Annotated in this window: 31 protein-coding genes; 27 read left to right on the top strand and 4 right to left on the bottom strand. The window is 41.7% G+C overall.

What is annotated here, in order from left to right:
* Positions 1-38: 38 nt before the first annotated feature.
* Positions 39-734 carry a helix-turn-helix transcriptional regulator gene (locus Q0791_RS08990; RefSeq protein WP_299005057.1) on the bottom strand — a complete coding sequence of 232 codons (696 nt, stop codon included), beginning with the start codon at positions 732-734 and terminating at the stop codon, positions 39-41.
* Positions 735-981: 247 nt separating this feature from the next.
* Here Q0791_RS08990 and Q0791_RS08985 point away from each other — a divergent pair, with 247 nt between their 5' ends.
* The 27 genes from Q0791_RS08985 to rimI all read left to right on the top strand — a co-directional run bounded on the left by Q0791_RS08985 (position 982) and on the right by rimI (position 21,038).
* Complete coding sequence (locus Q0791_RS08985; RefSeq protein ID WP_299005056.1) at positions 982-1,248, top strand: DUF2116 family Zn-ribbon domain-containing protein; 267 nt, start codon at positions 982-984, stop codon at positions 1,246-1,248.
* A gap of 73 nt (positions 1,249-1,321) precedes the next feature.
* The gene (locus Q0791_RS08980) at positions 1,322-1,555 is read left to right on the top strand and encodes a helix-turn-helix transcriptional regulator (RefSeq protein WP_299005055.1); all 234 of its coding nucleotides are present in this window, start codon (positions 1,322-1,324) and stop codon (positions 1,553-1,555) included.
* 205 nt (positions 1,556-1,760) lie between these two features.
* The gene (locus tag Q0791_RS08975; RefSeq protein ID WP_299005053.1) at positions 1,761-2,132 is read left to right on the top strand and encodes a hypothetical protein; all 372 of its coding nucleotides are present in this window, start codon (positions 1,761-1,763) and stop codon (positions 2,130-2,132) included.
* Between the two features lie 923 nt (positions 2,133-3,055).
* Entirely contained in the window at positions 3,056-3,544 is a 489-nt protein-coding gene (locus Q0791_RS08970; protein WP_299005052.1) for a lysozyme, read from the top strand.
* Entirely contained in the window at positions 3,528-4,019 is a 492-nt protein-coding gene (locus Q0791_RS08965; RefSeq protein WP_299005050.1) for a hypothetical protein, read from the top strand. The genes Q0791_RS08970 and Q0791_RS08965 overlap by 17 nt, the downstream gene beginning before the upstream one ends.
* 16 nt (positions 4,020-4,035) lie before the next feature.
* Entirely contained in the window at positions 4,036-4,320 is a 285-nt protein-coding gene (locus Q0791_RS08960; RefSeq protein WP_299005049.1) for a hypothetical protein, read from the top strand.
* Positions 4,313-4,579, top strand: coding sequence for an HP1 family phage holin (locus Q0791_RS08955; RefSeq protein ID WP_299005048.1), 267 nt, complete (start codon positions 4,313-4,315; stop codon positions 4,577-4,579). The genes Q0791_RS08960 and Q0791_RS08955 overlap by 8 nt, the downstream gene beginning before the upstream one ends.
* A gap of 58 nt (positions 4,580-4,637) precedes the next feature.
* Positions 4,638-5,378: a hypothetical protein gene (locus Q0791_RS08950; protein WP_299005047.1), complete on the top strand. Its 741-nt coding sequence runs from the start codon at positions 4,638-4,640 to the stop codon at positions 5,376-5,378.
* Between the two features lie 128 nt (positions 5,379-5,506).
* Positions 5,507-6,160, top strand: a complete 654-nt coding sequence (locus Q0791_RS08945; RefSeq protein ID WP_299005046.1) for a phage baseplate assembly protein V — start codon at positions 5,507-5,509, stop codon at positions 6,158-6,160.
* Between the two features lie 18 nt (positions 6,161-6,178).
* Positions 6,179-6,538 carry a phage baseplate protein gene (locus Q0791_RS08940; protein ID WP_299005045.1) on the top strand — a complete coding sequence of 120 codons (360 nt, stop codon included), beginning with the start codon at positions 6,179-6,181 and terminating at the stop codon, positions 6,536-6,538.
* Positions 6,510-7,508, top strand: coding sequence for a baseplate J/gp47 family protein (locus Q0791_RS08935; RefSeq protein ID WP_299005043.1), 999 nt, complete (start codon positions 6,510-6,512; stop codon positions 7,506-7,508). Before Q0791_RS08940 ends, Q0791_RS08935 begins: the two co-directional genes overlap by 29 nt.
* A gap of 96 nt (positions 7,509-7,604) precedes the next feature.
* Positions 7,605-8,306, top strand: a complete 702-nt coding sequence (locus Q0791_RS08930; RefSeq protein ID WP_299005041.1) for a phage tail protein I — start codon at positions 7,605-7,607, stop codon at positions 8,304-8,306.
* 201 nt (positions 8,307-8,507) lie between these two features.
* Positions 8,508-9,032 (top strand): phage tail protein, encoded by a 525-nt coding sequence (locus Q0791_RS08925; RefSeq protein WP_299005038.1) that lies wholly within the window; start codon positions 8,508-8,510, stop codon positions 9,030-9,032.
* Positions 9,033-9,227: 195 nt separating this feature from the next.
* A complete protein-coding gene (locus Q0791_RS08920; RefSeq protein WP_299005036.1) occupies positions 9,228-9,851 on the top strand; it encodes a hypothetical protein in 624 nt (207 codons plus the stop codon).
* A 39-nt stretch (positions 9,852-9,890) separates the two neighbouring features.
* Positions 9,891-10,115, top strand: a complete 225-nt coding sequence (locus Q0791_RS08915) for a tail fiber assembly protein (protein WP_299005031.1) — start codon at positions 9,891-9,893, stop codon at positions 10,113-10,115.
* 19 nt (positions 10,116-10,134) lie between these two features.
* On the top strand, positions 10,135-10,818 hold the full coding sequence (locus Q0791_RS08910) for a phage tail protein (protein ID WP_299005029.1): 684 nt from the start codon (positions 10,135-10,137) through the stop codon (positions 10,816-10,818).
* Positions 10,808-11,194, top strand: a complete 387-nt coding sequence (locus Q0791_RS08905) for a hypothetical protein (RefSeq protein ID WP_299005026.1) — start codon at positions 10,808-10,810, stop codon at positions 11,192-11,194. Before Q0791_RS08910 ends, Q0791_RS08905 begins: the two co-directional genes overlap by 11 nt.
* Before the next feature lie 518 nt (positions 11,195-11,712).
* Complete coding sequence (locus Q0791_RS08900) at positions 11,713-12,882, top strand: phage tail protein (RefSeq protein WP_299005023.1); 1,170 nt, start codon at positions 11,713-11,715, stop codon at positions 12,880-12,882.
* Between the two features lie 50 nt (positions 12,883-12,932).
* A complete protein-coding gene (locus Q0791_RS08895) occupies positions 12,933-13,439 on the top strand; it encodes a phage major tail tube protein (RefSeq protein ID WP_299005020.1) in 507 nt (168 codons plus the stop codon).
* A 258-nt stretch (positions 13,440-13,697) separates the two neighbouring features.
* On the top strand, positions 13,698-14,351 hold the full coding sequence (locus Q0791_RS08890; RefSeq protein WP_299005018.1) for a phage tail assembly protein: 654 nt from the start codon (positions 13,698-13,700) through the stop codon (positions 14,349-14,351).
* Positions 14,352-14,846: 495 nt separating this feature from the next.
* Complete coding sequence (locus Q0791_RS08885; RefSeq protein WP_299005015.1) at positions 14,847-17,162, top strand: phage tail tape measure protein; 2,316 nt, start codon at positions 14,847-14,849, stop codon at positions 17,160-17,162.
* Between the two features lie 406 nt (positions 17,163-17,568).
* Complete coding sequence (locus Q0791_RS08880; protein WP_299005010.1) at positions 17,569-18,042, top strand: phage tail protein; 474 nt, start codon at positions 17,569-17,571, stop codon at positions 18,040-18,042.
* 102 nt (positions 18,043-18,144) lie between these two features.
* The gene (locus Q0791_RS08875; RefSeq protein ID WP_299005008.1) at positions 18,145-18,333 is read left to right on the top strand and encodes a phage tail protein; all 189 of its coding nucleotides are present in this window, start codon (positions 18,145-18,147) and stop codon (positions 18,331-18,333) included.
* Between the two features lie 32 nt (positions 18,334-18,365).
* Complete coding sequence (locus Q0791_RS08870; RefSeq protein ID WP_299005005.1) at positions 18,366-18,602, top strand: tail protein X; 237 nt, start codon at positions 18,366-18,368, stop codon at positions 18,600-18,602.
* Positions 18,603-18,949: 347 nt separating this feature from the next.
* On the top strand, positions 18,950-19,948 hold the full coding sequence (locus Q0791_RS08865) for a contractile injection system protein, VgrG/Pvc8 family (RefSeq protein WP_299005002.1): 999 nt from the start codon (positions 18,950-18,952) through the stop codon (positions 19,946-19,948).
* A gap of 106 nt (positions 19,949-20,054) precedes the next feature.
* Positions 20,055-20,498 carry a hypothetical protein gene (locus Q0791_RS08860; RefSeq protein ID WP_299004999.1) on the top strand — a complete coding sequence of 148 codons (444 nt, stop codon included), beginning with the start codon at positions 20,055-20,057 and terminating at the stop codon, positions 20,496-20,498.
* A 57-nt stretch (positions 20,499-20,555) separates the two neighbouring features.
* A complete protein-coding gene (gene rimI / locus Q0791_RS08855) occupies positions 20,556-21,038 on the top strand; it encodes a ribosomal protein S18-alanine N-acetyltransferase (RefSeq protein ID WP_299004996.1) in 483 nt (160 codons plus the stop codon).
* Positions 21,039-21,149: 111 nt separating this feature from the next.
* Here rimI and lipA read toward each other — a convergent pair whose 3' ends face one another.
* From lipA to ybeD, 3 genes are all read right to left on the bottom strand, one after another.
* Complete coding sequence (gene lipA, locus Q0791_RS08850) at positions 21,150-22,115, bottom strand: lipoyl synthase (RefSeq protein WP_299004993.1); 966 nt, start codon at positions 22,113-22,115, stop codon at positions 21,150-21,152.
* Positions 22,112-22,768, bottom strand: coding sequence for a lipoyl(octanoyl) transferase LipB (gene lipB / locus Q0791_RS08845; RefSeq protein ID WP_299004991.1), 657 nt, complete (start codon positions 22,766-22,768; stop codon positions 22,112-22,114). The genes lipA and lipB overlap by 4 nt, the downstream gene beginning before the upstream one ends.
* A gap of 84 nt (positions 22,769-22,852) precedes the next feature.
* Positions 22,853-23,119: a DUF493 family protein YbeD gene (gene ybeD / locus Q0791_RS08840; protein ID WP_299004988.1), complete on the bottom strand. Its 267-nt coding sequence runs from the start codon at positions 23,117-23,119 to the stop codon at positions 22,853-22,855.
* Positions 23,120-23,264: the final 145 nt, after the last annotated feature.

Below are 23,264 nucleotides of genomic sequence, written 5' to 3'. Positions count from 1 at the left end.
TTTTGTATTTTTTATAAAATATGAATAAGTCAAGGTGATCACAATAACACTGAATACCAAAACACTCTACCGATGAGTTGAATTAAGCTGGCTTGCTGTTTGTCGTAATGTTCATCTGGGTATTCATCACTGTTATAGCTGCGAAGACGGATCCCGCCACCGGGAAGTTGGTAAACTAATTTAACCCGCAACATACCATCATGATTGATGGCATACATTTTTCCATCAATAATGTCTTTTTTTGCTGTGTCGATACCCACAGTAGAACCTGTGGGCAATACGGGCTCCATACTATTGCCATTGACTTTAACGCAAGCAGCGTGTGCCGCTTCTACACCTTGCCGCCTTAATGTGGATTTCGCAAAACGTAGTTTAGGGCCATGATTTTCGCTTATTGCAATTGCGCCATCACCGGCGGCAAGTTCGACTTCTGTAAAGAAAGGCACTTCTAATTCATCCTTGCTTAAAATAGTGTCATCACCCCAAGGCTCAATGGATCCTACCCATTCAGCATCAGTATTTGTGTCTTTATTGGCTTTATCCCCATACATTAACCAGTCAGGTGAGCAGTTCAGGGCTTTTGCTAACGCCATGATTTTTGAGGTCGATGTTGTCTTACCCGACACTAATTTGTGCACCATGACTTGAGAGATGTTGGCTCTATCGGCCAATTCTTTTTGAGTGAGGCCAACTGCTTTAAGCCTGATTTTAATGTTGTTTGCAAGTATGTTCATGGGGTCATTATATTACCATAGTTATAAAATTCAACTAACTTTGGTTATTGCTTTTTGTTAACTATAGTTATATCATGGTTATATTCAAGTTAACTCTGTGCTGGTAATCCTGTTTAGATTAAGCATTAGAGATGCCATTTTGTGGTGTAAAGTACAATATCATTTAAGAATGAGGCTTGATAAAAGTTAGTTTATCCATATGGATACAAATGGAGAGTGTGTAATAGGACATTCGTGGAGGTAGGTGATGTCTGATGGTGCAGATGATGCTCAGATATTAGTCGAGTGGCGAATAAAATCGAGTTTGTCAAAATTAACCAAAGTAATAGAGTGTGGAACGGGACATTGTTACTTTTGTTTAGCAAGTATCGATGTTCCACGACGATTTTGTGATAGTGATTGTCGTGATGACTATGAACGTTTACGTAAACTTGAGTGGTTAAAATGGGGAAGTCGATCTTGGGGAGTTGATGCTGTTTCTTTAGAAGTTATTGACTATAAAAATGAAAATTAGCATGAGAATAAGATCTTTTTAAGTCATTTTATTTACTATTAGTATTTTATTGTCAATACGACAGGGAGAAAACATGGAGCGACAAATCATGAAAGCACGCGGATTTGAGATTTTGAAAACCGGTAGAAGGTTAAGAGGATTAACTCAGATTGAAGTTGCTGAAACTTATGGTATTAATTCAAAAACTTATCAAAGATGGGAGCGAGGCTCTACAGCTGTATCCTATGATGATTTAACGGCGATTTGTGAGCTAGTATTTAGAATTCCATTAACCGAGGTTAAAAAAGCCGTGAGTTATACTCAATAAAATTAACTAAAGTAATTTTAGCCGAGTGAGGTCAATCGTTCGTGGTTAATAGCTCGGGGTGAATTGATGATGTGTTTAACTGTTAAGGGTGACAAACATAAAAGCATGCTAAATATACAGCCATGAAATGAAAATGAAGCACTGAATAACCTGAGTGATCTATCAGTTACGGGTATCAATAAAGTTTTAAAAAGGAAGAAATTCAATGGCAATAAATAGTTTGATGGAAACGACTGATGTCCTTGCACCAATGAGCATGAAAACACTGCGTCGTGAATTGTCGATCTGGGGCCGTTATTGGAGAACGCAAGAGTACGGGCGAGGATTTGCTCGAAGAAGTGCGTGCGACAGGTTAGGGGAGACGCATTTAAGCTTAAATGGCGCTAATGTTCATGAGATGGCGACGCCAAAACATGTTGCAATTTATGATGGGTTAATTGATAGGCTGAGCCTTGAGTGTCGCAGAGCATTGAGAGCGCAATACATATGCAAGAAAGATTGGGCATTGTTGGGCTTTGAGTCGAGAAAATCTTATATTTATTGGTTAAGAAGAGCCGAAGGAGCTTTACTTGATTAGACTCTTTCTTTTGTCATTGGCATTATTATTTGTCATGAATTCTTATCTTCTTTTTAAATAAATAACATAAGCCTGAAGATAAAAACTTAAATGTCATTAAACAGAATAAATAATCTATGACTGTACCGAGCCACTTCTATATTGATGAGAAGTGGCTTATTTTATGTTTTTTATAAAGTGTGTTTTATTATATGTTTTTTATTATATGTGTTTTATTAGGCTCACTTTATAAATGAGTATTGCACTTATTGTATAAGTTTAGATTTTTTAATAAAAAGGACATTATTAGGGCTGCTTAGTAAAGTAAAAAAATGGATAATATGTCTATACTGGTGATACTCATGATTACGGATTAAAATATAATCTTTAGTTCATTGCTGTAGAGAATGAGGGTCATATTTTTTATATGTCTTTTATTATTAATCAAGTAGTGGTTGCTGATGGGTAAAAAAGGACATTATTAGGGCTGCTTAGTAAAGTAAAAAAGTGGATAATATACCTATACTGGTGATACTCATGATTACGGATTTAAATATAATCTTTAGTTCATTGCTGTAGAGAATGAGGGTTATATTTTTTATGTATCTCTTATCATTAATCAATTGGTATCATTAATCAATTAGCCGTTGCTGATGGGTAAAAAAGGACATTATTAGGGCTGCTTAGTAAAGTAAAAAAATGGATAATATGTCTATACTGGTGATACTCATGATTACGGATTAAAGTTACCTTTGAGTTTTTTACTGTCAGATTTTATATATAAAATAATTTAAAATTAAGCGGAATAAATTTATTGTTGTAATAAATAAAGAATATCAATTTTAATCATAGGTTGAATACACCTATGAATCTACTTATTAAACCTGTTTAAAACATCAAACTCATTTATCCAATTTACTCCAATGGTGATATAAGGAGGCGATATGGCTATTTCTCAACGATTAATGGCCTTAGGGCTCACCAGTGCTGTTGCCTTATCTGGTAGCCTGTTAGTGGCCGAAAATGAAGGGTTAGTGCTAGGCACTTATCTTGATCCCATAGGTATAGTGACGAGCTGTTACGGCCATACTCATGAAGCACTTAAATTAGGTCAAGACTTTACTGAAGCCCAGTGCTTAGAACAATTAGCGACAGATTTGAGTTACTACAATGAGCGACTATTGGCGCTTTCTCCTCCTTTGTCTCAGGGAGAACATATGGCTTATTTAAGTTTTATTTACAATGTGGGTATAGGGGCATTCACGCGTTCAACATTACGTAAAAAGTTGCTGAGTGACGATCGTTTGGGGGCTTGTCGAGAGCTTAAGCGTTGGGTTTATGCAGAGGGTAAAAAATTGGCCGGATTAGTGCGGCGTAGGCAATCCGAATTTGTTTTTTGTACAAGGAGTTTAGCATATGTTCGCCCTATTTAGTCAAAATAGCTTAGTGATCTTATCCCTTATGTTAGTGGGCGTTTTGGGTTACGCCACTGTGTTACAACTGCGCTTCGATGCGGCGAAAGCACAGATTGAAACCATGACATTTCAAGAGTCTATGTTACAAACCGATCTGGAAACCCTAAGAGGGGTGATCCGCACGCAAAATGATCAGCAACGGCAAATGATGAATGAGTTTAACTTGTTGGCAGAATTGAATAAAGCCAATGCCCAAGCTAAAAAAGCACTATCAAGTGAACTTAATCAACAAATGCAATTATTGGATAATTTAATGGAGGCTGATAATGGGGAGGCTAATGTGTGGGCGACTGAGCCTGTTCCTGTGGATGTTAGCCGGGTGCTCGAGTACGCCAGTGACTGTGCGAACACTGCCCTACAGCCAAGTCGTGTATGTTTTACCGCCCAAAAATATGATAGTCAGGTGTCAGATCCCGCGATTTTCAAACAATGAGGCGTTAAGTCAACACTTGCGGTTTGAAACACTTAAGGTTGATGAGCATATTGAACAGACGGCTTCACTCAAAATGTGGCCGACTTCGTCTGCAGAAGCACCTATGACATCACCATCTATTACAGCACCCATAAGAAAACAGGTCATCAGTAGGCAAACCAATGCTGATTTGATCCAATATACCATGAAACTCATTGCCAGTTTGACCCGCTGTAATGCCGATTGGCAGCGGATCGATAGCTGGTATTTGATGAAAAAAATGGCACAAGAAAAAAGAAAGGAGTGGGGAGGGAATGAGTAGCTTAGAGGAAACGGGTATTCAAAAAGTGCTCAGTCATGCCTCCTATAGCGCTTCGGTGACAACAGCAGCAGGAAGTGCATTAACAGTCAATGATTGGGCATTATTATTGGGCATTATTCTGGCGGCATCAACCTTTACAACCAATTGGATCTATCGCGCTCGGCAGAATAAACGCGACAATGAAAAACATGAATTGGAAAAGCAATGGTTGAAGTTACGTCTTCAAAAATGTTTACAGGATGATAGCGAGGATGAGTGATTGTCATTCCAGTCCGTCGCAGTGAAATAATAAAACAAAATTAAAAGTCGGAGGCGACATGGAGCAGAGCAGATTCTCTGTGAGCAAACCCAGTGAGTTTTATCAAGCCATAAAACAAGCGCTGCAGGCACAGTTAGCGGATTGGAAAGCACAAGGTATAGTGGAAGAGGTGTTAGTGCAAAGCTACCAAGGTGCTGAGCGGCAAGCACAAATCTATAGTACGTTGAGCTTAGCGGCAATTTTTATCGAATTTGAATGGCAAGTGGAGCAAGCATCAAGTGGCCAAGGTTTATATGGTCATGGTTTATATGGTCATAGTTATCATATCAAGTTGCATTGCGCTGTGCCGCAAACGGCTGCTGACAATATCACTCCCAGCACAACAGCGGCGCTGATGAACCTGAATCTATTAGCGGCATTAACCCGTTTTGTTGATGACAATACTTGGGGCATTAATCCACTACAAATCGATAAGCCCAAATACTTAAATACCAGTGGTTGTGGCTTTTATGCTATCGATCAGGAGCAGAGTCATCACGAACACGTCAATGCGGATATATCTGCTTTAGGCACTCATGAAGAAAGCACTCATCAAGACACCACTCATGAAGATGTCATAGTGAGAGTCTTAAGCTGGCGGCAAACGCTATATTTAGGCGAGCAAGAACAAGCAGAAGAAGCACGAGCAGGCATGCGTGTTGCGGCTAATCCGGTGAATATAGATGTCACCGATGAATACCGAACCATTTTAGTGACGCCCCGAAGCCCTGAGACCCCGAAGCCCGAGGTCCCAGAGTAAGTCATGTTCAGCGAGTAACATTACATTGAGAGTAACATTGAGAGTAACACTTAAATATATTCATACCTTTTTAATCGCTTTTTTCATTAATCATTTTATCCATCTTTTAATCAATCGAAAGGATCTTTATGCGTGACGCTATCGAATCGTTAGTGCGGGAGCAGCTGCGCCCCTATTTAGCGCAATTATCACAGCTTAGCAGTGAAACGGAAGAAGTCAGGCGGCGTATGCAATCTATGATCCGCTTAGGTCGAGTGAGTGATATTCATGAGAATAACAAGCTCATTAAAGTGGAACATGGCGCATTAACCACCCCTTTTATTAAATGGTTTGCTCATGCTGCAGGCAAGGTGAGCCATTATCGTTGTCCAAGTGTTGGCGAGCAAGTCTTGCTATTAAATTTTGGCGCGGGTTATTCGGCTCAGCAATACATCGCCCTTGTGGGGTTGATATCAGAAGACTTTCTACTGGAGGGAAATGCTCAGTCCCAAGTGATCACTCACTTTGGTAACAAGTGTAGCCAAATATGGGACATGAATGCAGGCACCTTAACCTTAAAAGCCGATGCGAAAATCACACTGGATACTCCTTTAGTTGAGGCATCAAAGGATGCAGAGATCATCAATAACCTCGATGTGGGGAAGCATATCAAGGCGGGCGCCGATATTACTGATAAGAAGCAGAGTATGGCTGAAGATCGAAGGATTTATAATGGCCATACTCACCCGTATAAAGATGATGGTGTTGATACGACAACGGCTAAACCGACTGAGCAGCAATAAATCAAAAAGGAGCCTTCTATGATAGGCATAGACAGAGCAACTGGTCAGCAACTTGATGGCTTTGAGCAATTTGTCAGTCGCGTCACTCAAGTCATGACCACACCGTTAACGGGACGGGCGAAACGAGCAGGGTTTGGCAGCCGAATACGTGAGTTGTTGGGTGCCAATATGTCACCTAGCACTTTAGTGAAAGTGCAGTCCTTTGCTATTGAGGCATTTTACAATAGCAACAATGGCTTAAGTGATTTTATTCCCAGTCGCTGTGTCGCTAAACGGCGAAAAGAGGGTTTAAATCTTTATTTTGAAGGTCAATGGCAAGGTCGCCATGTTAATTTTGAGGTTCCCGTTAATGTTTCCACACCAAAACCCCTTACCTAAACCTGAGTTATTAACAACGCCAGATTTTGAAGACTTATTTGCGCAAATTAAACAGGATGTGCTTGCGCATATTCGTTTAGCGTCACCTCAGAATGAGGCGGCAGTTGAACAAACGCTAGAAAATGAAGCAGAAATTCTGACTAAGTTTACGCAAGCTTTTACTATCGTGTTGCAAAATCACATCAGGCAAATTAATCAGCAGGCGCTGCAAATGTTTGGCATGTACGCCACAGATGATGACGCCGTCGATGTCATTGCCAGCCAGTTAGGCGTCAAACGCTTAGTATTAGATACTGGGGATGCCAGCGGTGAAAACCCTATCATGGAGTCTAATGAGTCCTTACTGAACCGTTATTATTTGGCGGCTTATGCGCTAGCGAGCACGGGCACGCGAGCGGGATATCGTTTTCATGCTATGACCTTAGGGGCCAGACCCAATATTGACATTTCAAGTCCTGAAAAAGGGCATGTCCGTGTGGATTACCAATTTGACGAGTCGGCTCTTGCGGGTCTCACTAAAGATGCGCAAGCAAGGCAAGTGAGTCCAGGCGTTGTGGACTGTTATATTTTGACTCACCTTGATGAAGGGATCCCGAGTGAGGCGCTGATCGCTCAAACCCAAGCCTATTTAGAAAGTGATGACATTGCTCAAGAAACGGATTTGATCACAGTGAAAGCCCCAAGTATTAAACTCTGGCAATGTGAACTGGACTTGTATATTCACTCAGGATCCGATGCGAATGTTATCAAAGTGGCTGCAACTAAGGCCTTGCAAGATTATGGTAAAAAGCAACATCAATTGGGCGCCCATATTGAACCTTCGATGATTTACAAGGAAGTCCTTGCCGCGACTGGCGCTTATCGCGCCGACATTATTAGCCCTAAAGAGCCACTTCGCTGCAATTTTAGTGAAGCGGCTTATTTAACGGGGGTGAAGATCCATGTTTTCGCTGAAAGCGGTGAAGATTGAATCGCTGAAAGCGGGGAAGATTGAATCGCTGACAACGGTGATGACTAGCCTGAAAGCTCAGTGATGATTGAATAGCGTAAAGATGGATTAACCAGAATGAAAGGGAGAAAAAATGTGGATGACCAAGCATTAAGCGCGCTTCCTCAAGGATTACAGACGCACAGTGTGCTGCCGGATAATCGCAGCGCCCTAGAGCGTGGTTTAGAGCTGGCGCTGGCTCGGCAACTCAATGGGATTGAGCATCCCTTTCCTGATTTACTCAATGGAAAAACTACGTCAAACGCGAACCTGCCCTATTTGGCTGCGGAGCGACAACTCACGGTATGGGATGAAAATGATGAGCCTCATATAAAGCAAAATTTGGTATCACAAGCCTGGGAAGTGAAGCGGTTAGGGGGCACACGAGGGGGGCTTAAAAAGGCCCTGGCATCACTGGATTTTGACAGTGAAATCACCCCTTGGTATCGATTACAAGAGCAGAATGCCAAGCCATACTTTTTAGACATAGTGGCGTGGAAAAAGGGCAATAGAGCACTGGATATGTCTAAATTGCATAAGTTGCAGCGCTACATTCAAGACAATAAATCTGAGCGGGATGATGTTAGTTTATCTTTGATGTTTGGCGTTGAGACACAGTTAGGTTTGGCTGGCGCAGCAGCGCCAGTCACTAATGTGGTGGCGACAGAGTCAACGGCAACAATGTGGCCTATGCCGCATTTAGCGGCAAAATTAACGTTAGGTGGTGGTGCAATACCGCCTACAAATATGACTTATGTTAGCGCACAAGCCGTCACCTAACATTTAGTTAAAATTAATAGTCGTGCTTAAAAGCGAATGAATAAACGCAATGATATTGACTTATTAAGCAGTGATTTTATCGAATAATAACTTTTTCGATTCGCTGTTTTATTAACCCATTATTTTATTAAAATATTTTATCAAAAACTATTTTCTCACACTATTTATCACAATCTATTTTATCAGAAATAAGGTGACGTAATGAGCGAAGAATTAAACTTGGTGATCACTCGCCAAGGCTTAGAAGAGTGCATTAATGCCAAAGCCCAAGGTGTACAGCTTAATTTGAAATGGGTCTCGGCGGGGGATAGAGCTTACACGCCAAGTCGTGAGCGCACAGCCCTTGAAAATGAGCTGCAACGGGTTGAGTTTGGCGAATATAAAAACATTGGTGGTAATCAATTACAGGCGGTGGCCAAATTCAGTGGCGAGCAAGAATACCCTATTCGTGAGCTGGGGTTCTGGCTCGACTCGGGCACTTTGCTGGGGGTCATCTCAGCGCCCAATACGACACTGAACTATAAAGCTAAGAATGGTCATTGTATTCAGCCTATTACTCTAGATTTAAGTGCGCTACCAACTGATAGTGTGACTGTGGTGGTGGGCACTGAAAACCTCAATATTTTAGTGGATACCGAGTTCACCAAAATGGCTACCGCCCAAGTGGATACTATGCATAGGCAAATTCTTCAAGAGTTTCGACTGCTAGAGCTGGAGAAGAGCTAGAGCTAGAAAACTGCTAGAGCCTGAGAAGAGCCAGAGCTTGTGAAGAGCTGAGTTAGAAAAGCGGCGAGAGCTGAAAAAGGGCCCGAGAAAAACCTGAGTTGGAGAACTGCTAGAGCCTGAAAAAAGGAAGAGTTTAATAAAAGTCAGCGCTTGAAAAACCAAGCAAGAAAAACTTATAGAATAAAAGGAGTCTTCATGAGTACAGAGCAAACTGCGAATTTAATAGAGTCGGTCACTGAGTTGACGGCCACAGTGGCGAATAAAATGGGTGTTATTGATAATCGTATGGCACAAGCGGAAGCAACATTTGATGAGTGGCGAAATCAACGGGATTTACATGGTGAGGCATCTGAACACGGTACAGTTAGAATGGGTATTTTGCAAGGTTTTGTAAATACAACGGATGGATTAAACAGTGTCAATTCAGGTACAGGAGCATTTGCAAATGTGTCTAATTTGGAGACTAGACATAATATTTATCTACACTTTAAAACACCTTTAAATATTAATACTCATGCGGAAATGTTTTGGTTTAATATTAAAGGCTATAGTTACGGTTCAGCTTGTATTATAGATGAAACTATTGTGGGTTATTGTTATAAACCAAATAATAAATTAATAAACCAATCCGCTTTCGGGTCGTTAAATCCTTCTAGTTATGCAGATGTAAATGGTAATGTTATCTTGCGGATATTATTGCCATCTTCTTATTATACAACTTGTCGAGTCGATACTATGCGTGTGGGAAATGGTCGTTTGTTCAATGAAGGAGATTTAGAAGCTAAGTTTAGTTTAGAAGAAAAAATTACGTTTGATTAGTGTCTGTTTACAGTTGTTAATTGATAAGGTTAAATAATTATGGATATAAACGTAGAAGATTTTATATTAATGAGTTGGGCATCAATTCGAACACGACGTGATCAACTCATAAAAGAAACAGATTTTACTCAATTACCAGATAGCCCATTGACCAGCGATAAAAAACTAGCGTTTGCTGAATACCGCCAAGCATTAAGAGATATTCCACAAACAAACACTTCGCCCGATAATATTGTTTGGCCAGTAAAGCCTGAAGTTGAATAGCTAAATACAAGGACAATTTATGAGTACAACAGAAACGGCTGATTTAATTGAGTCGGTAAATGATCTAACCGATACAGTGATTGGAAAAGTCGAAGAAATTGATAGTAGAGTCGAAGTTAAAGAAAAACAAGTTGATGAATTTTTAATAAATGCGACACCTGAAAAGCGTTACGTACAAGATATTAAAATAGGTGGTTCAACAGATTATTTGTATCCTGTTTTTTGGCGATTTCCAGATTGCAGTTTTGGTGTAGGAAAATTAGAAATTAGTCGACATTATTCTTGGAATAGAAATACATTAGATGATAGTCATGTCGCTTCTCTTCTACTTCAAATTGAAGGAAATGCAACGCCATGGAATGGTGATGCAAATTATTTGAGACTATTAAGGTATCGATATCGTTATAATAAAACGGCATCTCATTTACAATTTGCTGGATTTTCTTACAGAGAATCTACGGATGAAAATCCACCTGAATATGGTGCTGATGGTGTTAATTATCGATATTCTGGTGTGTATTTAAGAGGTGGATTAGATTATCGTTTATCCTCTAACTGGAGTTTTTCACCGGTTAGATTACAGAATGAAGATAATATTAATGAAACACTTGAATTACATCGTCATTATAATACTAAGTTTATGGTAAAACCCATTCCATTTTCGGAATTGGTAACACCTGTGGAGGATTTTTATGTCGGATAAAGAAACAAGTTATGTATTGAGTCATGATGATGCGTTAGCTTTAGCTGTATCGCAAAAAAATTATTTGAGTAAGTTGCGCTTAAGAGCCGCGATTGAAGATGAAGCTGGTGATATTAGAAGTTTACTTGGAACAACTAATGATGCAATGCAAATGTTATTTTACCACTTTTCTAAAGTTATCTTGGAGCTAGAAAAGATAAATAGTATAGATGATGTTAAATCTGTTGGAGAAAATTTTAGAGTTTTAGCCAAGGATTTTATTGATAGTGTAGAATCTGACAGTACCTCATTAACATTAAAAACTAAAGGAGAGAAATTAATATTAAATGATATAAAGTCACGTTCTAATATTATTAGTTTAGCACTAGCAAATTAACTTCTAATCTAAGTGGGATTTATTATGCATAAGTTTAAATATAAAGTTCTCACTTCATTCTCCTGTCCAAAGACGAATAAGTGGTTTCAGGTGGATGAGACATTATCACTATTAGCTTGTGAGGCAACCTTGTTACTTCTGTCAAATAAAATAGAAAAGGTGGGTTGATTATTAACTTTTTTTAATGCTATCCTTAATATAAGGATTAAGCATTGCTTGAATAAAAGTTTTCAACAAACTTGTGATTAAAAAACTAAAGTAAAAAAGTATCTATTTTTTTCATTTTCCTATTCTATTAAACATTCAGTTGAACATGCGATGTTGAATGGGATTCAGTGTGTTTTAAATATAATTTAAGTGTTCATTCATTGAAATGAAGGCTTATTTTATACCGTACTTTTGTTTTTCGCTTTGGCTTTGCCTATATAAAAGCAAAGTAGAAAAAAAGTCAAAGATAAAGTTAAAAAGAAAGTCAAAAAGAAAGTACCGATATCAATACCAAACAAAAAGGAAACACTATGCCAAAGATTGCAGCCTTTGCACATAACGGGATCAGTATTGAGCGCCAACCGACGCCGCCACCTATGGGGCCATTGGGAGGGATTATTTTGGGCTTAGTGGGCACGGCGCCTGATGCCGATGAGTCATTGGCCAAAAATACGCCGATACGCATCGCAAACATGAGTGATGCCGCCAAATTAGATACCACGGGGGATGAAAAAGGCACCCTTTGGCGTACTTGCTATGAGCTATTGCGCTTAGTTTCAGTGCCTATTTATACGGTTATTGTGGATGAAGGTGATGATGTGGCGGCGACTACGGCCAATGTGGTGGGTAAAGTGGATGCCACGACTGGCCAACGCTTAGGCATTGAAGCCTTAGCCGATTGCATGGAAACCCCGACCCATATCGCCGCACCGGGTTTTAGCAGTAAAGCTGCGGCGGATGCGCTCGCGGCCATGGGCAAACGTTTGTTCGCCATTGCCGTGGGTGATGGCCCCAATACCAATGATATGGATGCGGTGGCCTTTTCACAGAGCTTAGGCGGCGAAGGCACAGGTTATGAAGGCTTTTATCTGGTGGATCCCCAAGTGTCGGTGTACAGTCAAGCGGCTAAGGGCAATGTGTATTTTTCCGCGGCAGCAGCGGCGCTTTCTTGCTTTGCACGAGTCAGTGCTTGGGAAAGTCCCGCCAAAGGCGGCATGGGCGCCCTTATTCAAGGGACGGCTCGCAGCATTGATTACAATATCATGGATAAATCCACTAATGGTGGCTTGCTCAATAGCCATGGTGTGTCTTATTTTGCTCGCACATCTATGGGCGGCTTTTCATTGATAGGTAACCGCTGTGTCACAGGGCGCTTTGTGTCTCAAGTTGGGCTGGAATATGCCATCATTCGCAAACTGGCGCAAACCGCCCAAGGGGCTATGGGGCGTAATCTTAGTAAAAGTCTGATGGATCAAGAAATTGCCAAGCTTAATTATTGGCTGCAATCTCTGCAAGCGGATGAAACCATTATGGGCGCGGAAGTCTATTTGCATCCAACGCTTAATAATGTGGAAAACTACACCAATGGTGAGTGGCATATTGCCATTAAATATTATGGTTTTGCGCCTAATGAGCACATGGTTTATCACATGATTGAAGACACAGGCATTGTGGAGTCTTTTATCGAACAAGTGCTGTAAAAGCCGCTTATTTATTAGGATACATTACCGTTTAACAAGGAATATTAACTATGGCAGGACAACGTTCACGTATTACTCGCAGTGCATTGGTTCATGGACAGCCGCTAATGAAAGAGCTGGATGAATTCACACCACCCGAAATTAAAAAAACCATGCAAGAAACTCGAGGAGGTTCCTTTATTCCCGGTGAGATCATGGTGGGGCTGGAAAAAATGTCCTCTAAATTGAAAATTAAAGGCGCGCCTCAAGCCTTGTTGGCCGCTTTTGGTTTAGGTGAAGGCGAAGTGTGTCAAATTGATGTGAAGGAGTCACATCAAGATGAAGACGGCAATAAATTTGCTGTGGCCTATAGCCTGACGGGCGAAATCATTACCGTGACTGAATCGGCCAGTAAAATGGGTGAATTGCCAGATCAAGAACTGGAGATGTCGGTGAGCGCCTATAAAAAGGTGGAAAGCGGCAAAACCATCTATGAGATTAACCGTAATGCGCAAATTTTGAATTTGGGCAATGGCGACTTGATGGCCGAACACAGACGTAACATAGGCATGAGCTAGGGATGAATCTGCCATGAGCTAGGTATAAGCTAGTGGTATGAGCTAGTGGTATGAGTTAGCCATGAGCTAAATGGATTGCTTTATCGTCAGAAAATAAAGCGCCGCAAATATGGCGCTACAAATATAGCGTCACAAATATATAGCATAATAGAAAAGAAAAGCCGCTAATTGATATTTGATTAGTGGCTTTTTTATCGCCTATTAGCTGGCTAAATAGACTTAAGAGAAAAATAAATAATGATAAATGAAGGTGACCAAATGATGAGTGAAGCACAAGGGCCAGTATTTGAATATTCCCCTCATATTTTACATTGGCCAATCGAAGATGATAAAGGCCAATCACTTGAACAAGTCCAGATCAAGACGATCACTATGGCCACTCATAGAAAGCTCACCCAGCAGTATAAAGATCAAGACTTAGCTTTATTGCATGCTTGTATGAGTGGCAGTACTGGACTCACTAAAACGGAATTAGAGCGTTTAGTGACGCCAGATTATAATAGCCTGCAGGCATCTGTGTTGGCATTGATGCAAAAAACAGCATTCAGCCTTTTACTTGATCAGCAAAGCGATGACAATGAGCTTGATTTGAGTGAGCTTGATTTGAATAAGTGTGCAAAATGTGATGTCGACCCCAATCAGCTTCAGCTACTCGTGCCTATTCGAGGGGATGATGGCGAGATCAAGCAAACTTATCATTTAAGGCCGCCCACAGTTCGCACCACCATTTTAATGGAGACTCACAAGGATGAATGGGAGCGCACTCTGTTTATCAGTGCCAGCTGCTCAGGGTTTAGCCGTGAAGAGTTGGGGCGTTTAAGCCTACCTGACTGGAATCAACTGCAGGAGCGGCTTATCGATTTTTTGCAACAACCGGCGGACTTCTTTCGCCGCGAGACGTCCAAGTGTTAACGGATATTATTCCGCTGGCCTATCATGTGAGACCAGACGATGTGCTGGGTTGGCACAGCGATGAAGCTTTGAGACGTTATCATTTAGCCGCCGCTAAGCTTGGAATGAAGAAAAGCTTGGAATGAAGAAGGCGTGATAAAAAGGCGAGATATACACCCTCAAGTCAAATTAGCATTAAAGGTCAAATCAGCATTAAAGAACAAAGTTAGAGAAGATAAAAAAGATAAAGAGGATAGACAAGATAGAACAGGCATAACTTTTGGCAAAACAAATAATAGCGCTTTAAATATTTCATTCATTTATATATAAAACAGCTGGTTATTTAGCTGTATTGTCTGTGATCTAAAGAACGTGAGAATAAATAAAAATAGGACAGGCATAACTTTTGGCAATGCAGATGATAAAGGCTGAAATCATTCATTTATTTGTATACAGAGAATAGCTTGTTATATCAAGAGTGATGTGAAGGGCGCTGAGCAATAAAAAGGAGGCGTTATGGCGGCAGGAACACCAAGACTTGCGACAGCATCGGTGGCATCAAATATGTCATTATTAAATACTCGAGTAGCCGGATTAACGGGTCATGTTAGTAGCATTAATGTGGCATTCGTTAACCTTATTCAGGGGATTAACCAGTCGGCTGCAGAGCTCGATGCCAGTAGCCAGTCATTAAAGGATAAAATGGCGACGGCTGTTGATGCTGGCGCCAGCCGATTGGCTAATGGCATGGTTATCGCTGGTGTGTCTGCAGGTAAGGCTGCGATGAATTTTGAGTCTAGTTTTACCAAATTAGAGAAGAAATTCAAATTAAGTGGTAAGGCTGCTGAGGATTATCAGAATCAACTAATCAATGCTGGAGCTAAAATAGGTATTGATGCGGATACGTTTGTGAAGACAGTATCATCAGCTACGCAATCCGGAGATACTAAAGAGGAGGCATTAGCTACAGCCAATTTGGCTGTGAGTGCCAGTAAAGTTTGGGAAGACTCTCTTGATAATACTCTGGCTCAGCTTAATGGTTGGCGCAATGCTTTAGGACTCAGCCAAAAGGCAGCATTAGAGCTAGTTGATGTGACGACGACATTGAGCATCAAAACAGGAGTCAGTGCAAAGGATATTGCGGCTGTAACATCCTCTCAAGGGCGAAGTGCAATGGATGTTGGGCTTGGAGCCGAAGCGATAAGTGCACTCGCTGCTAGTTTATTGGCAAGTGGTTCAACGAATGCAGAAGCTGGCGCCGCACTGAACGTGATTGCTGGTGGGTTAAGTCAATTAAGGCAAGGTGCCGACAAGGAGACTTATGTTTTACTTGGGGTTGAGCAAGGAAAAATTGAAGAGGCCATGAAAGCGGGTGGTGAGGCCTCTCAAGCTGTATTAGTCCAAGTATTGAATAAGCTCAAAGGATTATCAGCAGAAGACCAAGCTAAGGTTAAAAAGGACTTATTTGGTAATAAAAGTACCGTCGCCATTAATCAGCTTTTGGCTAAATCGAAAGATAAAAAAGTAGGATTAAGCAATAGTTTAGCGCTTGCTTATGATGATAAACAAACAGCGGGCAGTTTGGCTAAACAACAAGGCCCTGAAACACGTGCAGAATTAATGGCTAAGTTAAATGCCAGCTTTTCTGCTTTAAGTATCACTATTGGAGACAAGTTATTACCCATTATTGATGCGGTTATTCCTCCTCTGACGCAAGCTGTGAAGTCGGTTACAGAGTTTGTGCAATCCAATGGAGATTTAAGCCTTGGCATTATCGGAGTTACAGGGACTTTGGCGACGGGTTTTTTAGCCTTTAAAAAAATAAAATCGGTATTGGGGATAGTTCAATCAGGTTCAATTGCTGACTCCTTGGGAGTGGGAGGAGGCAATTGTTGTTGCAGATCTGCGGGCAGTGTTTCTGCTGGTCCGCTTGAACAATTGAGTGGTAGCGAGCGAAACAGAGAAAATAGATCTTCTAATAGAGGGCGCCGACGTAGAAATGCTGTTGCTCGCATACGAAGTGCACCTCGCTCTGCTGGAAGAGGGTTAAGTCAACTATTAAGACTTGGCGGCAGCTTAGGAAAAGGCGCGTTAACTGCTGGCCGTAATATGGCGAGCAGTAGCTTGAATATTGGAAAAAGATTGGCAACGAAAAGTCAGGGGATGGTGAAGCGCCTCTTTTCATCTGGAATGACATTGTTTAATAGGGCACCGAGTGCAGTGCCCCGCGTTGGTGGAGGGGCGGCTTTATTTAGTGCGGCTGGTGGAAAGTTGGCGGCTAAAGCCTTGGGTAAGGTATTTAAGCCATTATCAGCCTTGATGTCTGTCGGTCAAGTGATCAGTGCCGTGAAAGAAAGAGACAGTAAAAAAGCAGGTACAGCCTTAGGTGATATGTCTGGAGGATTGGCGGGAGCGGCGATGGGCGCCGCGTTGGGAACGGCGATATTCCCTGGTGTTGGAACTGCAATAGGTGGCTTGATTGGAGGGTTAGCAGGCGGGGAGCTTGGTGCCACGGTAGGTGAATATGTGGGTGGCTGGTTTAGTGATGATAAAACTGAGCAAGCGGTGCCAAATGCGGTAGCTAAACAAACCCAAGCAATGGTCAACCCATTAAATAATGCTCAAGGCACAGGAGCAGCATCCAATGCCAATCAAGGAATTAACTTTGCACCTGTGATTAACATGACGCCTTCGGGAGATCCCCGTTATGACACTCAAGTCAGTCAGAATATTATTGCTAAACTCAAAGCGGAATTGACGCCATTATTGTTGGGCAATATGGATGTGGCCACACAAAGTGATGCACGCTTACTGGACAGTTATGGCGTGTAATGAGTAATGGATTAAGTGAATAATAGTGAAAATCACAGTCGCAATCACAGTTAAATGAGTTAAATGAGTTAAAGCTTATGATCAAAGCTCAATAATCAGAGCTTCACAAACAGCGTTCAATAATGAAAGTTCAATCATTAAAGCTCAATAAACAGAGTTTCGAGTTCAAAAAGATCATAAAACCAGCCAATTGAGCTGGTTTTTTTTATCTGTTCAATGGGATTCAATGGGAATAAGGGGGGATATTAGGAAGGGATATTAGGAAGGGATATTAGGAAGAACAGTATGGATGAAAGCTAAGGGATATGATGGCTTTTTATGAGCTGGTTTTTTATCTGTTCAATGGGGTTCAATAGGAATAAGGGGGGGATATTAGGAAGGACAGTATGGATGAAAGCTAAGGGATATGATGGCTTTTTATGAGCTGGTTTTTTTATCTGTTCAATGGGGTTTAATGGGAATTGTGGGGATATTAGGAAAGGACAATATGGATGAAAAACAAAGCGGCATGATGGCTTTAGGTGGGTTTGTTTTTTCATTAAATGAAAATACACCTTACGAGAGCCTGCAGAGAAGCAGTGATGGAGGTTGGGTGAATGTGGCACGCTTCGGCCAAAAGCCCACCAGTCAAAATACTGGGCAAAAGTTAGAGACCATGACTCTATCCGGCACTTGGTTTAAAGGGGAAGGCATGGACAATATGAATAATCTGAGAGCACTTCAAGCGCAAAGAACACCTTTAGTGCTCAATAATGGTTATGGCGAATCTATGGGTCGCTGGGTGATAAAATCCCTGCAAGAAAAACAAGAGCGGATCATCATGGATGGTACAGCCTTTGTCGTAGGTTTTACGGTAGATCTTGAAGAATTTATAGGTTAATCACTAAGTATAGATCTAAAAATATCACCAATTTTCAAGATTTATTTTAAGCCGGTGAAAGGCTGACTTTATCGAATAATCATAGGGTTTAAAGGGGAAGGCATGGCTAATATGGATAACCTGAGAGCACTTCAAGCGCAAAGAACACCTTTAGTGCTCAATAATGGTTATGGCGAATCTATGGGTCGCTGGGTGATAAAATCCCTGCAAGAAAAACAAGAGCGGATCATCATGGACGGTACGGCCTTTGTGGTGGGTTTTACGGTAGATCTTGAAGAATATATAGGTTAAGTCGTGTATCGAGAAGATGACGAGGAGGCGTTATGGTTTTACCGAATATCAATAATGAGTTGAAAACCATTATCAGTGCTGATGGTGATTTACCTTCGCTTATTTTATGGCAACAATTACAGCGGGATGACGATGAAGCGGAAGCGGCATTGCATAGGCTCAATCCACATTTGGCGGCTTTTGGCCCGGTTCTGCCAAAAGGCGTGTTTATTAAATTACCTAAATTGACAGAAGCAACACCGAGCAGAGTGCTGAATATTTGGGACTAGATAATGAAGAGTGATGACACAGAGGGTGATAGGGCTGTGCTCATAGAACTAGTCTCATAGGATTGAATGTTGATTAAGGAGAATGATGATGTCAAAGGTGGGGAATATGACAGCGCCGCAAGTGAGGGTGTCTGGGGCGGGAGCCGAGATCATTAATCAAAGGCTATTGTCTTTGAAGCGCATCGATGCGGCGGGCATTGCATAGCTCTGAACAATAGCTTGAATCAATAGCTCTGAACAATAGCTCGAATCAATTGATACATAGCTTAATAGGGCTGTGCTCATAGAACTAGACTCATAGGATTGAATTCTGATTAAGGAGAATGATGATGTCAAAGGCGGGGAATATGACAGTGCCGCAAGTGAGGGTGTCTGGGCCGGGAGCCGAGATCATTAATCAAAGGCTATTGTCTTGGGAGCGTATCGATGCGGCGGGCATGGAGTCCGATCAACTGAGTTTAACCTTGGATACGACGGGCCAAACAGGGTTGCCAAAAGAGGGAGCGCGATTAATCTGGTTTGAAGGTTATCAAAATAACTTGAAGCAAAAAGGTCAGTTTATTATTACTCGCATTACACCGCGTTTATTTCCGCCAACCATGACCATAGTGGCGACTGCTGCGTCTTTTCAGATAGAAGATAATACGGGGTTAAAACAGCGTCGAAGTCGCTCATTTGAAAACATGAGTTTGGCGAGTATTTTTAATACCTTGATCCATTTTCATGGCTTTACAGCAAAAGTGGCACCAGAATTTGAAAATATTCATATCGCTCATGTAGATCAAGTGAATGAAACAGACTTAGGTTTTTTAAGCCGTTTAGCAAAAGAATATGACGGTGTCGCCAAACCCGTTGATGATATGTATGTGTTGGCTAGCGCCGGACAGTCTCATACTGTGACGGGAAAGACGATCACGCCTGTGGTGCTCTCTGTGCCGGATCACAATAATCCTTCTATGGCGGGGCAGTTTATTAATTGTCAGCTCGATAAGCCAAGTCGTGGCAAAGTGACGGGCGTAAAAGCCTTATGGACGGAGGTTAAAACGGGTCTTGAGCATGAGGTGAGTCAAGGTATTGCGCCCTTTAAAGCCTTACCACAAAATTACCTTAGCAAAGAAACGGCCATGCAAGCATGCCAAGATCATTTACAGAAAGTGCAAAGAGAAGGCATGAGCGTGCAAGTCAGTTTGCCGGGGTCGCCTTATTTAGTGGCAGAAGGTCTATTGGAGCTGGATGAGAGTTTTCCTCCTGAAATGGCAGGCATTTGGTCTATTGATAAAGTCACGGCTAAAGGGGATAGTAGTGGGGGATATCGCTGTGCGCTAGTGGCTACATTACCTGCTTAGCAGCAAGTCTACAGTTTATGATGTTATGAGTCACAGCCAATTACTGGTATGCTATTTCATATTAAAAGACAGAGTTGAAATGTGGTCGCTATGCGGGATGTAATTGATGAATAAGCAGGCTTATTTGAATGCAATGGGAATAACTCGCTGGACGATCCGTCGGCCTAAATTGCCAGTTTGTACTGTGTTAATCGATGATGATAATACAGAGAGCCAAATTAGTGAGCATCCTATTTTTTTATCGGTACTCACATTTATTGGCCACAGCCTAGGCACTTGTGAGTTTAGAACCACAGAAGAGAAAGACGATACGATTATTTGGGATCTTCGCCGTCCTAAACTTGAGCACGCACTGCTAAGACGTGTGAGTAGAAAATCATCGAATAAGCAAGAGCGCCTTGTTTCTAAGCCGCTTTGGGAGCTGGAACACAGCGTGGAGGATAAAAAAGCCTTATGGCAGCAGATTTCAACCCTTTATCCTGAACAAGTGTTACAGTTTGGCCAGCAGCTTGTACGAGAAGCGGATAGCGAAGAAGAGCGAAGTGAATAGTGAAGCGACTCATATTCCAGGTAATATTTCGAGTAATTCTCATGACGGCAAAAAATTATGACAAATAAGTGTTTACGTATTGATGTGTTGGAAGTCAATGATGTTTCAGAAATGGCCAGTATCGCTCAATTAGCGCATTCTCATCCCATGAGCGAGTCAACAATCAAGAGCTGCTTTGGGCATTTATATCGCGTGTCGGGCATATATAGTGATGAAGTATTAGCCGGTTTTGCCATAGTCCATCAAATTTTTGAAGAAGCCAGTTTGATGGATATTTGCATCGCACCTCAGTATCAAGGCAAAGGCTTAGGAAAAGCTTTATTAACCTTTGTGATTGAGGATGTGAAAGCGCATAAGGCGAATAAGGTGTTTTTAGAAGTTCGAGCATCATCAAAGGGAGCCCAACAGCTGTACCTCAATTGCGGTTTTAAGCAAACCGGAATACGTAAAGGGTATTATAAGACATCGATTATAGAGAATAATGACCAGCAGGTAAGCGGTGTGGAAGATGCTGTATTGATGGAATTGGCGATAGATTAAATGATTTTTCTATTAAAAAGCCTTCAGATTCCAATTTGAAATCTGGAGGCTTTTCTGTGTTTACAGTCAAGTGACTTAAAGATGCATGAAAGAAGTGAAATAAAGCTAACTTTATTTCACTTCTTTTCCTTGGGCTTGAAGATCCGCATGGTAGCTTGAGCGAACTAACGGCCCACAAGCAGCGTGAGTAAAGCCGATGTTTTCAGCCAAGACTTTAAGTTCGTCAAATTCTGCTGGTGACACGTAGCGCTCCACTGGTAAATGGAATTTTGACGGTTGCAAATATTGGCCTAAAGTCAGCATTTCCACATCATGAGCACGTAAGTCATGTAGTACTTGAGCGATCTCTTCATTGGTTTCACCCAGTCCCATCATTAAGCCCGACTTTGTTGGCACATGAGGATGGCGAGCCTTAAATTTTTTCAGTAAATCTAAAGACCATTGATAGTTGGCTCCGGGACGCGCTTTACGGTAATGGCTTGGCGCGGTCTCAAGGTTGTGATTGAATACATCAGGTGGCTCAGTGGCTAAAATATCTAACGCCACATCGATTCGACCACGAAAATCAGGTACTAAGATTTCGATTTTGATTTCAGGGTTTAGCAGACGAATTTCACGAATACAATCGGCAAAATGTTGTGCACCACCATCACGCAGATCGTCACGATCCACTGAGGTGATCACTACATATTTAAGCTTCATATCCTTGATAGTCTTAGCTAACTTTTTGGGTTCTTCGGCATCCGGTTTTAACGGTCTACCATGGGCCACATCACAAAACGGACAACGACGGGTACAAATGGCCCCCAAGATCATGAAGGTTGCCGTACCATGGTTAAAGCATTCGGCCAGATTAGGACAAGAGGCCTCTTCACAAACAGAATGTAAGTTATTTTTCCGTAATGCTTGTTTAATTTCTGTAATGCGCTGATTGGATGCGGGCAATTTGACTTTTAGCCAACTAGGCTTGCGCAGCATAGTTTCAGGTTCTGATGGAACCACTTTGATTGGGATCCGCGATACCTTATCGGCGTCTCTTAGTTTTACGCCGGGTTGTAATCTTTCAGGCCTATTCATAATGACTCTGTTAATCCTTGGTGATGAACGAGTTGCTGATAGCCAAGCTGTTGGCTAAGCGTATTGAGCAATTGGTTGCCAGCCTCGATGACAGTTTGAGGGCCGCCAAGAGGCTTACATTGGATCATTTCCATTCCTGCATACCCACAAGGGTTAATGCGCTGAAAAGGCGACATATCCATATCGACATTGAGTGCCAGTCCATGAAAAGAACAGCCTTTACGGATCCTAAGCCCCAATGAAGCAATCTTACGCTCATCAACATAAACACCGGGGGCATCGGCTTTGGCGTAAGCCTTCACTTGGTATTGTGCTAGCATATCAACAATGCTTTGCTCAATCTTTGTGACGAGTTCTCTTACACCTATTTTTAATCTTTTGATATCAAGTAAGGGATATACCACAAGTTGGCCGGGTCCATGATAGGTGACTTGGCCACCTCTATCGACTTTAATCACAGGAATATCACCTGGATTTAGGATATGTTCGCTCTTACCTGCTTGTCCTTGGGTAAATACTGGTGGATGTTCAACTATCCAAAGTTCATCAGGACTCGATGCATCACGATTATCGGTATAATCTTGCATGGCGTGCCATACGCTTTGGTAGTCTTGTTGTCCTAGATGCCTGATCTGCAAAACCGCTTCTTGCAAGGGCAGCCTCTCTAATCAAAAGATCCATTATACAATAAGTGTTAACTGAATCACACTTATCCTGTTTTTGTGCGAAGGCGCTGCTTAAAGGACGCGCTTAACGCCATCAATCGCCGCTAATTCAGTATAGAGGGTTTCGACATGATCTTTACTGGTTACCATGACTCTAATCGTGACTGAATGATAAGTCCCCTTGCTGGATGCTTTTGTCGTGGGACTGTAATCCCCAGGTGCATGTTTCTGCACAACGGCCACAACCCTATCGGCTAAGGTGTCACAGGCATCGCCAACGACTTTAAAAGGAAAAGAGTTAGGAAATTCCATCAACTCATCAAATTTAGTCTCTAACATGTGTTATCTCTTACTGAATACGAATACGGCTTATATGGTGACGATTATACCCAATAGCAAGCCTCATTGGTATGCGATCTTTTAGTGATACCGAATGCAGGTGTTTGTTGAGGGAAGAAGTGAGGTGATTAAGGCATAGTAAAAG

The organism is uncultured Shewanella sp. (genome assembly GCF_947495455.1).
GTDB lineage: Bacteria > Pseudomonadota > Gammaproteobacteria > Enterobacterales > Shewanellaceae > Shewanella.
This window is presented reverse-complemented; position numbering and strand designations above follow the sequence as displayed.